This window comes from Rhizobium sp. TH135 (assembly GCF_002855515.1).
Taxonomy (GTDB): Bacteria; Pseudomonadota; Alphaproteobacteria; order Rhizobiales; family Rhizobiaceae; genus Allorhizobium.
On sequence record NZ_PKRP01000001.1, the window covers coordinates 658308 to 672775 of the forward strand.

General features: G+C 63.0%; 12 protein-coding genes. 9 read left to right on the plus strand and 3 right to left on the minus strand.

Annotated features, from left to right (window positions below; translation table 11 throughout):
* Nucleotides 1-20: 20 nt before the first annotated feature.
* A complete protein-coding gene (locus C0V73_RS03145) occupies nt 21-710 on the minus strand; it encodes a phosphatase PAP2 family protein (RefSeq protein ID WP_102018512.1) in 690 nt (229 codons plus the stop codon).
* A 361-nt stretch (nt 711-1071) separates the two neighbouring features.
* Here C0V73_RS03145 and C0V73_RS03150 point away from each other — a divergent pair, with 361 nt between their 5' ends.
* The 4 genes from C0V73_RS03150 (at nt 1072) to C0V73_RS03165 (ending at nt 6230) form a co-directional block, all read left to right on the plus strand.
* Entirely contained in the window at nt 1072-2070 is a 999-nt protein-coding gene (locus tag C0V73_RS03150; protein WP_102018513.1) for a P1 family peptidase, read from the plus strand.
* 349 nt (nt 2071-2419) lie between these two features.
* Nucleotides 2420-3784, plus strand: coding sequence for a bifunctional enoyl-CoA hydratase/phosphate acetyltransferase (locus C0V73_RS03155; protein ID WP_172449986.1), 1365 nt, complete (start codon nt 2420-2422; stop codon nt 3782-3784).
* Nucleotides 3781-4956, plus strand: coding sequence for an acetate/propionate family kinase (locus C0V73_RS03160; RefSeq protein ID WP_102018515.1), 1176 nt, complete (start codon nt 3781-3783; stop codon nt 4954-4956). Before C0V73_RS03155 ends, C0V73_RS03160 begins: the two co-directional genes overlap by 4 nt.
* A gap of 80 nt (nt 4957-5036) precedes the next feature.
* On the plus strand, nt 5037-6230 hold the full coding sequence (locus C0V73_RS03165) for an alpha-D-ribose 1-methylphosphonate 5-triphosphate diphosphatase (protein WP_102018516.1): 1194 nt from the start codon (nt 5037-5039) through the stop codon (nt 6228-6230).
* A 21-nt stretch (nt 6231-6251) separates the two neighbouring features.
* Here C0V73_RS03165 and C0V73_RS03170 read toward each other — a convergent pair whose 3' ends face one another.
* Both C0V73_RS03170 and C0V73_RS03175 read right to left on the minus strand, forming a co-directional pair.
* A complete protein-coding gene (locus C0V73_RS03170; RefSeq protein WP_102018517.1) occupies nt 6252-7304 on the minus strand; it encodes a dipeptidase in 1053 nt (350 codons plus the stop codon).
* Between the two features lie 142 nt (nt 7305-7446).
* Nucleotides 7447-8871, minus strand: coding sequence for an amidase (locus C0V73_RS03175; protein WP_102018518.1), 1425 nt, complete (start codon nt 8869-8871; stop codon nt 7447-7449).
* 435 nt (nt 8872-9306) lie between these two features.
* Between C0V73_RS03175 and C0V73_RS03180 the strand changes: the two genes are divergently transcribed.
* The 5 genes from C0V73_RS03180 to C0V73_RS03200 all read left to right on the plus strand — a co-directional run bounded on the left by C0V73_RS03180 (nt 9307) and on the right by C0V73_RS03200 (nt 14451).
* Nucleotides 9307-10407, plus strand: a complete 1101-nt coding sequence (locus C0V73_RS03180; RefSeq protein WP_102018519.1) for an ABC transporter ATP-binding protein — start codon at nt 9307-9309, stop codon at nt 10405-10407.
* An 11-nt stretch (nt 10408-10418) separates the two neighbouring features.
* A complete protein-coding gene (locus C0V73_RS03185; RefSeq protein WP_102018921.1) occupies nt 10419-11333 on the plus strand; it encodes an ABC transporter permease in 915 nt (304 codons plus the stop codon).
* Nucleotides 11326-12135: an ABC transporter permease gene (locus C0V73_RS03190; protein WP_102018520.1), complete on the plus strand. Its 810-nt coding sequence runs from the start codon at nt 11326-11328 to the stop codon at nt 12133-12135. Before C0V73_RS03185 ends, C0V73_RS03190 begins: the two co-directional genes overlap by 8 nt.
* 32 nt (nt 12136-12167) lie before the next feature.
* Nucleotides 12168-13202: an extracellular solute-binding protein gene (locus tag C0V73_RS03195; protein ID WP_102018521.1), complete on the plus strand. Its 1035-nt coding sequence runs from the start codon at nt 12168-12170 to the stop codon at nt 13200-13202.
* 67 nt (nt 13203-13269) lie between these two features.
* The gene (locus C0V73_RS03200; protein ID WP_102018922.1) at nt 13270-14451 is read left to right on the plus strand and encodes a serine hydrolase; all 1182 of its coding nucleotides are present in this window, start codon (nt 13270-13272) and stop codon (nt 14449-14451) included.
* Nucleotides 14452-14468: the final 17 nt, after the last annotated feature.

The window sequence follows — 14468 nt, forward strand, 5'->3', positions numbered from 1 at the left end:
CTGCTTCGAAGGTGGCTTCTTCACCGCCCCAACACCCGCCTTGCCACAAACCAGCTCCCACACGCCCATACGGTCCCCGCGGCCCAGCCGCCGAGCACGTCCGTCGGATAATGCACGCCGAGATAGATGCGGCTGAGGCCGATGATCAGCGTTAGCACCACCGCGACCAGCGGGAAGAAGTAGCGCAGCGATGCGCGCTCCTCGAGCCGCGACAGCATGGCGCCGAGCGTCAGATAGGTGATGGCGGACAGCATGGCATGGCCGCTCGGAAAGCTCATATCGGTGACCTCGACCAGATGCTGGACCACCTCCGGCCGCGGCCTTGCGATGCCGAGTTTCATGGCGCTGCTCAAAGCCCAGCCACCGAGGATGGACGCGGTGACGAAGAGGGCCGTCCGGTATTTCTGGCGGAGCGCCAGATAGACCACAACAAGGGTCACCAGCAGCGTCAGCACGGTGACGCCGCCGAGTGCGGTAATGTCCACCATCATCTTGGTGAGCCAGGCAGGCCCCCGTGGCATGGCCGGATCGGCAGGGTCGCGCAACATCAGGAGCACGCCCTCATCAAAGGCGCGCGTCTCACCCTCCAGCACCTCGCCCGTCAGCTCGAACAGGAAGTAGGCGACCAGTGCCGCCACCAGCGCGGTCAGCCAGACACGCCGTTCTGCCGCCGAGGCGATTCGAGTGAGATGGAGCTTGATGCGATGCATGGGCTGGTTCCTGATCCGTGGCGTTGAAGGTACATCGCGTCGCAAGGCGCGTGCGTCAACCGGGACGCGGGAGGCAAATGTGGGCGGGTCGCGGTTGTTCCATCAACTCGTTGACCCTTCTTCTTCGGTCCGACGGGAGTAGATGGCACACCGCTTGGGCCGACTGCAGGTTTTGCCCCTCACCCTACCCTCTCCACGCAGGCGGGGAGAGGGTGCCGCCCTTCGACAGGCTCAGGAGCCGGATGAGGGGGCAAGGGTGGAGCGGGCAGCGGTGAGGGGGACAAAGCCATATGACGCCCAACGACCTTGATCTTCTCCCCCGCCCCAGCCACTCTCCGCCCACTCATCCGGAGACCCTCCCATGCCCCAAGGCCTTCTCAACCTGCTGACCGACATCGCTGGCCTCTCTGTCGGCCATGCAACCGACCTTGGCCTCGGCTCCGGGGTAACCGTAATCGTCTTCGATGAACCCGCGACCGCATCCGGCACCGTAGTCGGCGGAGCGCCGGGTGGGCGGGACGTCACGCTCCTTGATCCGTCGATGACGATGCAACAAGTCGATGCCTTCGTACTGTCAGGCGGCTCGGCCTTTGGGCTCGACGCTGCAGGCGGGGTGCAATCGGGCCTACGCGCGGCCGGTCGCGGCTTTGCCGTCGGAACGGTGCGGGTGCCGATCGTACCGCAGGCGATCCTCATGGATCTCTTGAATGGTGGCGATAAGGATTGGGGCCTGCATGCGCCCTATCGCGACCTCGGCTATGAGGCCTATCGAAACGCCGCCAAGGGCGCCTTCCCGCTCGGCACCATCGGCGCGGGAACCGGTGCCACGACGGCGAACTTCAAGGGCGGCCTAGGCTCGGCCAGCGCCGTCTCTTCCTCAGGCCATACGATCGCAGCACTCGTTGCCGTCAATGCCATGGGCTCGGTGGTGATCGGCGACGGACCGCATTTCTGGGCCGCCCCCTTTGAAGAGGGACAGGAGTTCGGCGGGCTCGGCCAGCCTGCCCATGTCAGCGCCGACGACCGCGCCATGCAAATCAAGGGCTTGCGACTGACGGCAACCACCATCGGCGCTGTCGTGACCGATTGCACCCTGTCAAAACCCGAGCTCCACCGCCTGTCTCTGTCTGCCCATGACGGTCTGGCACGCGCGGTGCTCCCCGCCCATCTGCCGCTGGATGGCGACACGATGTTTGCAGCCTCGACAGGCAAGCGTGAGAGCAATGGCACGGCAGACCTCATGGAACTCTGCCATCTGGCAACGCTGGTGACCACGCGCGCCATTGCACGCGGGGTTTATGAGGCCGTTGCCTTGCCGTATGCCGGTGCGCAGCCGGCATGGCGTGACAGGTGGGCTTGACTTCTTCTCCCCCTCACCCTGAGGTGCCCGACAACGTCGGGCCTCGAAGGGCGAGGCCACAAACAGACCCAGCACCTCCGCATACGCCTGTCAAAATGAGAAGCCGCTCGATGCTTCGAGGCCCGCGCCGTGCGCGGGCACCTCAGCATGAGGGCGTTGAGCCAACAGCGCTTGCAGCCTCTCCTGCACCCCCAAGACTTTCGTCCCACCGCCCCTTGACCCAAGTCAAGGACAGCCCACCCTACACCACAGAGATTGCCCCTCAGGGTTGGCCATGCTGACGAAGCAGACCGGCTGCAGGATAAACGGATCGGGGGAGGACGGTTCGACAATGGAAGACGAAAGCGACATGGAAAGACCAGTCCTCACCAACCGCATGTTCGACGAGCTGAAGCTCGGCGATGCCGCCAGCATCACCCGCGTGATTGGCCCCGATGATATCGAACTCTTTGCAGCCCTCTCCGGCGACAACAATCCCGTGCCGCTCGGTCAGTCGCTGATCCCGGCCGGCATGATCTCGGCTGTGTTCGACACCCGCCTCCCCGGCCCAGGAACAGTGTATCTCGGCCAGGATCTGGAGTTCTGGAGGGACATCGCGACCGGAGACCGGATCACCGCGACAGTCACGCTGATGACCAAGGAAAGCGATGGCCGGACGCTGATCTTCGACACCCGCGCCGTGAACCAGCATGGCGAGCCGGTGCTCGCCGGCAAGGCCCGCGTGCGTGCGCCAACCGAGCGCATCAGCTGGTCGGAAAACCTTCCGCCGGATGTCTCCCTGCAACGCCACGACCGCTTCGATGCCATCGTCGCTGAGGCCCGGAGCCTGCCGATGGTCAAGACGGCCCTCGTCCACCCGTGCTCACCGGAGGCGATCGAGGCGGCCGTCGAGATCCGTGATGAGGGTCTGCTGGAGCCGATCCTGATCGGTCCGGAGGCGAAGATCCGCGCAGCGGCTGAACAGGCGGGTATCTCGATCGACGGCTTCGAAATCCTGCACACCGAACATAGCCATGCGGCAGCAGCCCTTGCTGTCAAGCTTGCGGTTGCCGGCAAGGTCGGCTCCGTGATGAAGGGCAGCCTGCATTCCGACGAGCTGCTCGGCGCGGTCGTGGGCAGCGGCGCGGGCCTCAGAACCGAACGCCGCGTCAGCCATGTCTATGTCATGGATGTGCCCGCCTATTCCAAACTGCTGATCGTCACGGATGCGGCGATCAACATCGCCCCAACGCTGGAGCACAAGCGCGACATCTGCCAGAACGCGGTCGATCTCATGCATATGCTCGGTGTTCCCGAGCCCAAGGTCGCCGTGCTCGCCGCCGTCGAGACGGTCAACGACAAGATGCCGGCAACGCTCGAGGCGGCAGCCCTCACCGTCATGGCCGCACGCGGCCAGATCAAGGGGGCCAAGGTCGACGGCCCGCTTGCCTTCGACAATGCAATCAGCATCGAAGCCGCCCGCACCAAGGGCATCATTTCGCCCGTCGCCGGCGATGCCGACATCCTGCTCGTGCCGGACCTCGAAGCGGGCAACATGCTCGCCAAGCAGCTCCTATACTTCGCGAATGCCGATGCCGCCGGCCTGGTGCTCGGTGCGCGGGTACCGATCATTCTGACCAGCCGCTCGGATAGCCTCCGCGTCCGCATCGCCTCGGCCGCGCTCGCGAAACTCGTCGCCGCAAAGCGCGCGGCAGCGCTTGGTGGCAAGGCATGAGCCAGAAACTGCTGCTAACCTTCAATGCCGGCTCTTCGACGGTGAAGATCGGCATTTTCGCCCGCGAACAAGCAGGCGCCAGACGCATCGGCAAGGGCGTCATAGACTTCCGCGCCGAACCGCTCACCTTCCATCTGGTCGAAGGACCCGCCGTCTTCGACGTGCCCCTGGTGGCAAAGACCGACGACCTGCTGCACGACGTTCTTGAAGAGGTCTTCGACTGGCTGTCCGAGCACTACGACCTCGACGCCGTCTCGGCCGTCGGCCACCGCGTGGTGCATGGCGGCGATCTCTTTACGGATGCCGTGAAGGTCGACGACACCAGCCTCGCCGGCATCAAGAGCCTTGTAGCCCTCGCCCCGCTCCACCAACCGCAGAACCTGCGTCTGATCCGCGCCATCGCCGAGTTGAAATCCGGCCTGCCCCAGACCGCGTCCTTCGACACCGCCTTCCACCGCACGCAATCCGATGTCATCAGGCGCTTCGCCATACCGCGCGAGTGGTTCGACAAGGGCGTCAAACGCTATGGCTTTCACGGCCTCTCCTATGCCTATGTCGCGGGCGCCCTGAAGGCGCTCGAACCGGAAACGGCCGGCGGCCGCGCTGTCGTTGCCCATCTCGGCTCCGGTGCCAGCCTCTGCGCGCTGGAGAATGGCGTGAGCCGCGATACCTCCATGGGCTTTTCCACCATCGACGGCGTACCCATGGCGACCCGTTCCGGCGCAATCGATCCGGGCGTGCTGTTCCATCTGATCGAGGCCCATGGGCTGAGCATCCGGCAAGTCGAGGACCTGATCTACAAGCAGTCGGGCCTGCTCGGTCTCTCAGGTATCAGCGCCGATAGCCGCATATTGCTGGAGACCCCGTCGAAGGAGGCCCGCGAGGCGATCGACGTCTTTACCTTCCGTATCGCAGGTGAAGTGGCGCGGCTCTCGGCCACGCTCGGCGGCCTGGACACGCTGGTCTTCACCGCCGGCATCGGCGAGAACCAGCCGGCAATCCGCCGATCGGTGGTCGAGCGCCTGCGCTTCCTCGGTCTGCTGCTGGATGGCGAGGCGAACGACCGCAACGAAGCGGTCATTTCGCGCGAGGAGAGCCGCGTGAAGATCCGCGTGATCGCAACCGACGAGGAACAGGTGATCGCCGACGATTGCCTGAGGCTTCTCGGCTGAGAAGATCCGCCAGCACTGACACCAAAGCGTCATGAAACGCGCCTAGAGACGCCTCGACGAGAGCGGATGGAGATGCGGTCATGCTGAGACAGACGAATGCCACGGGTGAAACCCATGAATCAGCGCGCGGCGAGGCACTGGTGCTTTCCAATGCCCGCGTTGTCACACCAAACCATGTACTCCATGGCTCGCTAGTGATTGAAAACGGGAAGATCGCGGAGATCCATGAAGGCCCGTCGCGCCATGCCGATGCGCTCGATTTTGCCGGCGACTACCTGCTGCCCGGCCTTGTCGATATCCACACCGACCATTTCGAGAAACACCTCTATCCCCGCGCGCATGTGCGCTGGGATTTCATGCGCGCGGCCCTGGCCCACGATGCCCAGATCATCGGCGGCGGCGTCACCACCGTTTTCGACAGCCTCTGCGTCGGAGCGACCACCGACAATCCGGAACGGGCCGAGATCCTGAAACCGATGATCGAGGCGCTGGAGCAGGCGCAGAGCTCCGGCATGCTGCGCGCCGAACATCTCGTTCACCTGCGCTGCGAACTGACGGACCCGGTAACGCCGCAACTGACAGCCGACAATATCGACCGCGAGATCGTGCGCGTCATCTCCATCATGGAACACCTGCCCGGCATCCGCCAGAGCCGCGACATTGAGGCCTATGTCGCAAGAGCATGCAAATCGACCGGCGAGAGCCCCGAACTGGTGCGCGAGAGGATCAAGGTGCTGGTCGCGGAAAAGAGCCATATCGCCGCCACGACGCGGCCTGATATCGTCGCCCTTGCCCGCACGCGCTCCATGCCGCTCATGAGCCACGACGACACGGATATCGCCCATATCGAGGATGGCGTAGCGGAGGGTGTGTCGATTTCGGAATTCCCCTGCTCGATGGAGGCGGCGGAAGCAGCACGCGCCGCTGGCATGCGCATCGTTGCCGGTGCGCCTAATCTCGTGCGTGGCGGTTCACAATCCGGCAACATCGCCGTGCGCGACCTGCTAGCAGCAAGGCTCGTCGATATCCTGGCTTCAGACTACGTCCCGCGCTCCATGCTCGATGCAGCCTTCATGATCTCAGCCGATCCGGGCCTCGACTACGATCTGCCGAGCGCTGTTGCCATGGTCACCCGCAGCCCGGCGCTCGCCGGCGGCTTGACGGATCGCGGCGCAATCGAAACCGGCTTAAAGGCCGACCTGATCCGTGTCGACCTGCAGGACGGCCATCCCTTCGCCAAGTCGGTGTGGCGCTCCGGTCACCGCGTCGCCTGAGCGGAAGCGCCCTCCCCGCGTTTACTCGTGCCAGGCAGACGCCAGCACCCGCAGCCAGTTTTCCCGGCAGATCTTGTCGAGATCGGCAGGACGATAGCCGCGCTCCTTCAGCGCGGTCACAAGCCGTTGGTTGCCGGAGGCATCGCCGATCACGTTCGGGATCGTCGCCCCGTCAAAGTCAGACCCCAGCGCCACGCAGTCGATCCCCATGCGGTCGACGAGATAGTCGATGTGGCTGACCATAGTGGCAAGCGAGGTTTCGGCATCGTCGCGCCCATCGGGCCGCAGCATAGTGACGGCATAGTTGAGCCCCACCAGCCCGTGGCTTGCCTTGATCGCGTCCATCTGCCGGTCCGTCAGGTTGCGGGCAACCGGCGTCAATGCATGCACGTTGGAATGGCTGGCGATCAGCGGCTGGTCGCTCAGGCGCTCGACGTCCCAGAAGCCCTTCTCGGTAATGTGCGCAAGATCGATCAGAATGCCGAGCCGGTTGCAGGCCCGGATCAGATCTTCGCCGGCGCGCGTCAGGCCGGGTCCTGTATCGGGCGAACTCGGATAGGCGAAGGGTACACCATGGCCGAAAATGTTGTGGCGGCTCCAGACGGGCCCGAGCGAACGAAGGCCAGCAGCGTAGAAAACCTCGAGCGCATCGAGATCGGCATCGATGGCCTCGCAGCCTTCCATATGCATCACCGCAGCAAACACGCCATCATCCATGGCTTGCCGGATGTCACGGGTCGAGCGGCAGAGCCGCCAGCTTCCGTCCTGATCGAGCCGATGGGCGATGGCTGCCATTTCCATCGCGATATCGAGCGACGCCTGGCGATCGAGCGGCGGATCGAGCGGAGTCGCATAGTGCCCGTTCGCATCCGGCTCGCGCAGCGTGAAATCATGCGGCGACGGGATGTAGATGGCACAAAGACCACCGGCGAGACCACCCCGCTTGGCCCGGGGTGCATCGATATGCCCGGCGCTGGTTCCGTTGCGGAATTCGGCCACGGGGTTGCGACCTTCCGTTCCGCTGCGCCAGAGGCGGAGGAGAACATCATTGTGGCCGTCGAAAACGAGGTTCATGCAGGCAGATCCAGAAAATGGCATCCAGGTGTGGACCCGGACGGGAGGGGATGGCTGGGCGTCGAAGCAAAACTGTTTCGGAATCGTTGGACGAAATCATGTCGCGCTTCAAGTCGGCCGACGATTAACCGGGAAGAAGAGTTCAAGAGAGCGACGGTATCTGGGTGAGCCAGTCGGTGGCGTCCTCGTAAGCGGCGGCAACAGACAGAACCTGCGCATCCGCGCGAGGTTGACCAATCAGCTGGAAACCGGTCGGCAGGCCCTGCGGGGAAAAGCCGGCCGGAAGGGCGGCAACCGGCAGACCCGCCATGCTGGGACCAATCACCACCTCCATCCAGCGATGATAGGTATCCATGTGTTTACCCGCGATCTCGCGCGGCCAAGGGATATCGGCATCAAAGGGGAAGACCTGGGCGGCGGGCGCAATCAGGTAGTCATGGATCTCGAAGACCTTCGACAGCGCCTGATACCATGCCGTCCGCACCGCTGACGCCTCGTAGACATCCGCAGCATTGATCCTGAGGCCCGATCGGACCTCGTAGAGGATCTCCGGCTTCAGCGAGCCGCGCCGGCCGGGATCCTCGTAATAGTCACGCATGCTGCCGGCGGTGAAGAAGCTGCGCAGCGTTGTCCAGGCCCACCAGAGCCTGTTCATATCGAAGTTGATGCGAACAGGCTCGACGGCGTAGCCCAGCCCCTCGAAGACACCCAACGCCTTCTCGTTGAGATCAAGCACACCCGGTTCGAAGGGAAGATGCGCGCCGAAATCGCCGAGCCAGCCGATCCGCCCGCCCTTGGCCGCCATCTCCCGGTCGAGGGCAAGCGGTCCACTCTCAAAGGAGCTGGGATCGCGCGCATCGAAACCGGATTGCACGTTGAGGAGCGTCACAACATCCTCGATGGAGCGCCCCATGGGTCCCAGCGTCGCAAGCTGATTGAGATAGGCATCGCGACCAGGCAGAGCCGGGATGCGACCGAAGCTCGGGCGGAACCCGACCACGTTGTTGAAGGCTGCCGGGTTGCGCAGGGAGCCCATCATGTCGCTGCCATCGGCGATCGGGACGAGCCGCGCGGCAAGCGCCGCCCCTGCCCCGCCGCTGGAGCCACCAGCCGAACGGCTCAGGTCCCAGGGATTGCGCGTCACACCGAAGACGGGATTGTAGCTATGCGAGCCGAAACCCCATTCCGGCGTATTGGTCTTGCCGATGATTATGGCGCCAGCGGCGCGGATGCGCTCGACCTGAATATCGTCGAAATCGGGCACATAGTCGTGGAAGAGCGGCGAGCCATAGGTGCAGAGAATGCCCTTCGCCTCGCTCAGATCCTTGATCGCAATCGGCACGCCATGCAGCGCGCCAAGAGCAGCGCCCTGCTTCCGTTCAGCATCCCTGGCCCTCGCTTCGGCAATGAGAACCTCGCGCGGTCGGACGCTCACAAGTGCATTGATCTTTGGATTGAGCCGTTCGATCCTGTTGAGGCAGGACACCATGAGCTCTTCGCAGGTGACGCGCTGCGTTTCGAGCGCGGCGAGGAGTTCGGTGAGGGACAGGGAGATCGGATCGGACACGCATGGCTCCTGAGGGATGGGCCGCTCGGGCCGGGCAGTTTCCAACGATGGAGCCCCCGCCTGAGCTCTGTCAAGCGCTGGGCCGAGCGCCTCACGCAGGCCTGCCATGCACATCCGGAATTCTTGGGACCTGCCGAAAATAAAAATGGTCAAACGACCAAATTAGAGGCAACATGCCATAAAAGAGGATGATGCGGAGGCCGTCGAGCTGCATCTCCGAAACACGGAAACCTCGACGAAACAAGGCAAAAGCCGGCAAATACCCTGTTCCGGGATCATGTTGCAGGCCAAGCCGAAGGGGAGAGCTCAGCATGCCGAAAAGCTGGCACGTGACTTGCGTGACATCATCTGCGCCACCCCGTGAGCGGCAACCTCTGCCGACCGACGGGTCGACCAAAGCACATCGCGCATAACCCGAACGCCAGGGGGCACGGCTTGAGTTCCGCATCAGACAAGGCAGCCATCGAAATCCGCGGCGTCAGCCGCGTCTATGGAACCGGACCCGACAAGGTCACAGCACTCGACGGGATCTTTCTCAAGATCAAGGAAAACGAGTTCTTCACGCTGCTGGGGCCATCCGGCTGCGGCAAGACGACCCTTCTCCGTCTGATCGCCGGCTTCGATTTTCCCACCACGGGCGAAATCCTGCTGCACGGCGAAGACATCGCACCGCTGCCGCCCTTCAGGCGGCCGGTCAACACCGTTTTCCAGTCCTACGCCCTGTTCCCGCACATGTCGGTCGCCGAAAACATCGGCTTCGGTCTGAAGATGCTCGGCAAGCCGAAGGCCGAGATCGAAGCGCGCGTCGCCGAGATGTTGGAACTCGTGCACATGACCAAGATGCGCGACCGCCAGGTGAGCCAGATCTCCGGCGGCCAGCAGCAGCGCGTGGCGCTTGCCCGCGCACTCGCCCCGAAGCCGAAAGTCTTGCTTCTCGACGAGCCGCTGTCGGCGCTGGACTACAAGCTGCGCAAGGAAATGCAGATCGAGCTGAAGCGCGTGCAGGCCGAAACCGGCATCACCTTCATCTTCGTTACCCATGACCAGGAAGAGGCGCTGACCATGTCGGACCGCATTGCGGTCATGTCGACAGGCAGCCTCCGCCAGGTGGGTTCCCCTTGGGACATCTATGATCGTCCGGCCGAGCGCTTCGTCGCCGACTTCATCGGCGAGACCAACTTCCTTGAGGTAGAGGTCGCCTCCGTCACCGGTGATCGGGCGAGCGTCCGGCTACGTTCGGGCCGCGAGATCCCCGCGACCTTCCCGGAAAACACCACGCCATCCGGCAAGGTCACCATTGTGATCCGTCCGGAGCATGCAGAGGTCGTCGAACCGACGGATGCGGCAACACTGAAGGGCACCGTCGAAAGCGTCGTCTATCTCGGCACAGACACGAACATCAACGTCCGCCTTGACGGCGGCTCGCTGTTCACTGTCCGCCAGCAGAACAGCCGCAGTGGCAGCTGTGGGGTGACGGAAGGCCAAACGGTCGGCATCCTCGTCAGCGACGATGTCGCGCAGATCCTGAGGGATTGACCATGAGCGCGATGAAAACGGCCCCCGAAACTGCCAGATCGCGCGATGTCAAAAACCGTTGGTTGCTCAGCCTCCCGGCCCTTGCGATCATCTTCGTCGCAGCACTTGGTCCGCTCTTCGTCATGGTGCTCTATTCCTTCCTGGAGAAGGGCGACTATGGCGACGTCAAGTTTGGCGTCTTCTCGCTCGAAGGCTGGACCTCAGTCTTCATGCAGCGCGATATCTTCGATGACACGCTCGGCATCGCCGACGCGCATCTGGCAATCTTCTGGCGGTCCATCAAGCTCTCGCTCTACACGACCCTCTTTACCCTGATCCTGGGCTTTCCGACCGCCTATTTCATCGCGACCCGACCGGCCCGGACCCGCGAAATCTGGGTTTTCCTGATCACGATCCCCTTCTGGACCAACCTGCTGATCCGCACCTTTGCCATGCAGCAGGTTATCCGCAACGAAGGCATCCTCAACAACCTGCTGATCTGGCTCGGCATCATCGATACCCCCCTGCAGATCATCTACACCGATACAGCGACCCTACTTGGCATGACCTATGTCTACCTGCCGCTGATGGTGCTGCCGCTCTATGCCTCGATCGAGAAGCTTGATTTCCGCCTCGTCGAGGCCGGATATGATCTGTACGCCAACCGCCTGCAGGTGCTCTGGCGGATCGTCATCCCGCTGGTGAAGCCGGGGCTGATCGCAGGCTCCATCCTGGTCTTCATCCCCTCGCTCGGCGCCTATGTCATTCCGCGCGTGCTGGGCGGCGGTAAGAACCTGATGCTGGGCAACCTGATCGAACTGCAGTTCGGCTCTGGTCGCAACTGGCCGCTCGGGGCCGCCATGTCGATCACGCTGATGGCCCTCGTGATGATCGCCCTGCTCTTCTATGTCCGCAACGCCGCGAAATCGGGGGTGCGTCATGGCTGAACGTCGCTTCGACATCCGCTCGCAGCCGGGCTTCGGATTGATCGCGCTTTTTACCTTCTTCGCGCTCTATCTGCCGATTGCAACCCTCGTTGCCTATTCCTTCAACGCCAATGACTCCCTCTCGAGCTGGGGCGGTTTTTCCCTGCGCTGGTTTGCATCCGCCTTGGAAAATGGCGCAGCCCAGGAGGCGGCGCTTCGTTCGGTCATAATCGCCCTCTGGGCAGCGGGGCTCGCAACGGTCGCCGCGACCATGGCGGCGCTGGCCACGACCCGCACCGAGCCCTATCGCGGCCTAACGGCCAAATATGCCGTCATCAACCAGCCGCTGATGATCCCGGAAATCGTCACCGCCGTGGCGCTCCTCATCGTCTTCTCGCGCATCAAGGTCTGGACCGGCTATTCCGGCCTCGGCTACCTGATCATGGCGCATACGGCCTTTTGCATTCCCTTCGCCTATCTGCCCATTCGGGCACGTCTGGAAAGCATGGACCTGACGCTGGAGCGGGCGGCAGCCGATCTCTACGCCACGCCCTGGCAGGCCTTCCGCTTCGTGACTTTTCCCCTGCTGCGACCTGCCATCATCGCCGGCTTCATGCTCGCCTTCGTGATTTCGCTCGATGACGTCGTCATCACGGAATTCGTCAAATCCGGCGGGCAGGACACGCTGCCCACCTACATGCTCGGCCAGATCCGGCGCGAGACGACACCCGAAATCAACGCCATCGCCACAATCTTCCTGGCCGCCTCGACGGTGCTGATCGTGATCTTCTTCTTCATCAACCGGCGTAAGCCGCAAGCATAACGACAACCAAAAGAGAGGAACGGAGAATGACAATGAAATGGATGACGACCACGGCAATTGCCGCCATCTCGGTGCTGGGCTTCGCAGGCGCGGCCTCGGCCGCTGGCGAGCTCAACATCTATAACTGGGGTGACTATACCAGCCCCGAGTTGATCAAGAAGTTCGAGGAACAGTTCGACGTCAAGGTGACGATCACCGACTATGACTCCAACGACACCGCGCTCGCCAAGGTTCGCGCCGGCGGCCATGGCTTCGACATCGTCGTGCCCTCGGCCAACTACATGCCGATCTGGATCAACGAAGGCCTGCTGCTCGAAGCCCGTCCTGACCAGATGGAAAACTTCAAGAATGTCGACCCGCGCTGGGCGGATGTCGAATGGGATCCGGGCCGCCGCTACTCGGTTCCGTGGCAGTGGGGCGTGACCGGCATCGGCGTCAACACCAAGTTCTACAAGGGTGACATCAACACCTCCGCCATCTTCCTCGATCCGCCGGAAGAACTGGTCGGCAAGCTGAACGTCACGCCCGAAATGAACGACGTTCTCTTCGCCACCATCAAGTATTTTGGCGGCGCTTGGTGCACGACCGACAAGGAAGTACTGATGAAGGTCCGCGACAAGCTGGTCGAAGCCAAGGCCAAGTGGCTCGCCATGGACTATAGCGTCACCGACAAGCTGCCGACCGGCGACTACGCGGGCGTCTACTACTGGAACGGCGCCATCATGCGCTCGCGCCTGCAGAATCCGGAGGTCAAGTTCGGCTATCCGAAGGAAGGCTATCCTGTCTTCATGGACAGCGTCGTCATCCTCAAGGATGCCAAGAACGTCGACAACGCCAAGGCCTTCATGAACTTCATCATGGCCCCGGAAAATGCGGCCATGCTGTCGAACTTCGCCAAGTATGCCAACGGCATCAAGGGTTCGGAAGCTTTCATGGACAAGGAGATGCAGGGCGCGCCCGAACTGGTGATCCCCGCAGAACTGGAGAGTGCCGGCGAATTTCTGCTGAGCTGCGAACCCGACGTGCAGCAGCTTTACACCCGGATCTGGACCGAAGTTCAGAAGTAACCTCGACCCAAAACAAAATACAGAAACGGGAGGGCCAATGGCCCTCCCGCAGGAGGAGCACACCCTGATGACGACGCAGTTTGCCGAGGCCTATGGCTTCGAAAGACGGGACGTGACGCTTGCCAACTGGCGCACGGCCCCTTTCAGCCGCTTCAGCTTCGGCCATGCCGAGGAGGTGGTGCCGAGCGCCAGGATCTCAGCAGGCGCCGAAGAGCCTGAGGGCTCGCCGGTGGTCTCCGACCTCATGCGCCAGTCACTCCCTGAGGGTCTTGCCGGCCAGCCGAATGTCGGCGCATATCTCGACTACGCGCATACCGACGCCTTCGTGCTGATGAAGGCGGGCCGGATCGTCGCCGAACACTATGCCCCGCATGCTAGTATCAACCAGCTCCACATTATCTTCTCGATCAGCAAGTCGCTGACCGCGCTCGTCATCGCCACATTGGAAGCCGATGGCCTGATCAACCCGGACGCCCTCGTCAGCAGTCTCCTGCCCGAAGCGGCGGGTTCCGCCTATGGCGACTGCACCATTCGCGACGTGCTCGACATGCGCGTCAGCCTCGCCTTCGACGAGGCCTATCTCAACACCGATGGCGCCTATGCCCGCTATCGCCGCGCCACGCTCTGGAACCCGGCCGATCCGTCCCAGCCGGATGAAACCTTGCTCGCCTTCCTGCTGACGCTGAAGAAAGACGCCCATCCGCATGGCGGCGCCCATTTCTATGCCTCGCCCAATTCCGACCTGCTCGGCATCCTGATCGAGCGCGCTACCGGCGAACGCTACGCCGATGTTCTCTCGACCCGCCTCTGGAAGCCGCTCGGCGCAAAGAACCATGCCAGCGTCACCGTTGATGCCGAGGGCACGGCGCGTGCCGCAGGTGGCATATCGGTCACCGCCCGCGATCTCGCCCGTGTGGGCGAGATGTTGCGCATCGGCGGCACGGTCGACGGCAAACGCCTCATTTCCGAAACCTGGCTCGCCGACATGCTGACGGCAGGCGACCACCAGGCCTGGGTGGATGGCAAATCCAACTTCTTCCCCAAGGGGCGTTATCGCAGCCAGTGGTACCAGTCGGGTGAACAGGATGGAGCCTTCTGCGCCATCGGCATCCACGGCCAATGGCTCTATGTCGACCCATCGACGGACACCGTGATCGTCAAGCTCTCCTCCCAGCCGAACCCGCTGGACGACGAACTGAAGCACGACAATTTCGCCTTCTTCCGCGCGCTTTGCGCCTGGACCGCATGACATTAGAGGAAACCGCC

Coding starts and splice junctions, on each gene's coding strand:
- C0V73_RS03145 (WP_102018512.1), bottom strand. CDS start 710: ATGCATCGCATCAAGCTCCATCTCACTCGAATCGCCTCGGCGGCAGAA.
- C0V73_RS03150 (WP_102018513.1), top strand. CDS start 1,072: ATGCCCCAAGGCCTTCTCAACCTGCTGACCGACATCGCTGGCCTCTCT.
- C0V73_RS03155 (WP_172449986.1), top strand. CDS start 2,420: ATGGAAAGACCAGTCCTCACCAACCGCATGTTCGACGAGCTGAAGCTC.
- C0V73_RS03160 (WP_102018515.1), top strand. CDS start 3,781: ATGAGCCAGAAACTGCTGCTAACCTTCAATGCCGGCTCTTCGACGGTG.
- C0V73_RS03165 (WP_102018516.1), top strand. CDS start 5,037: ATGCTGAGACAGACGAATGCCACGGGTGAAACCCATGAATCAGCGCGC.
- C0V73_RS03170 (WP_102018517.1), bottom strand. CDS start 7,304: ATGAACCTCGTTTTCGACGGCCACAATGATGTTCTCCTCCGCCTCTGG.
- C0V73_RS03185 (WP_102018921.1), top strand. CDS start 10,419: ATGAAAACGGCCCCCGAAACTGCCAGATCGCGCGATGTCAAAAACCGT.
- C0V73_RS03190 (WP_102018520.1), top strand. CDS start 11,326: ATGGCTGAACGTCGCTTCGACATCCGCTCGCAGCCGGGCTTCGGATTG.
- C0V73_RS03195 (WP_102018521.1), top strand. CDS start 12,168: ATGAAATGGATGACGACCACGGCAATTGCCGCCATCTCGGTGCTGGGC.
- C0V73_RS03200 (WP_102018922.1), top strand. CDS start 13,270: ATGACGACGCAGTTTGCCGAGGCCTATGGCTTCGAAAGACGGGACGTG.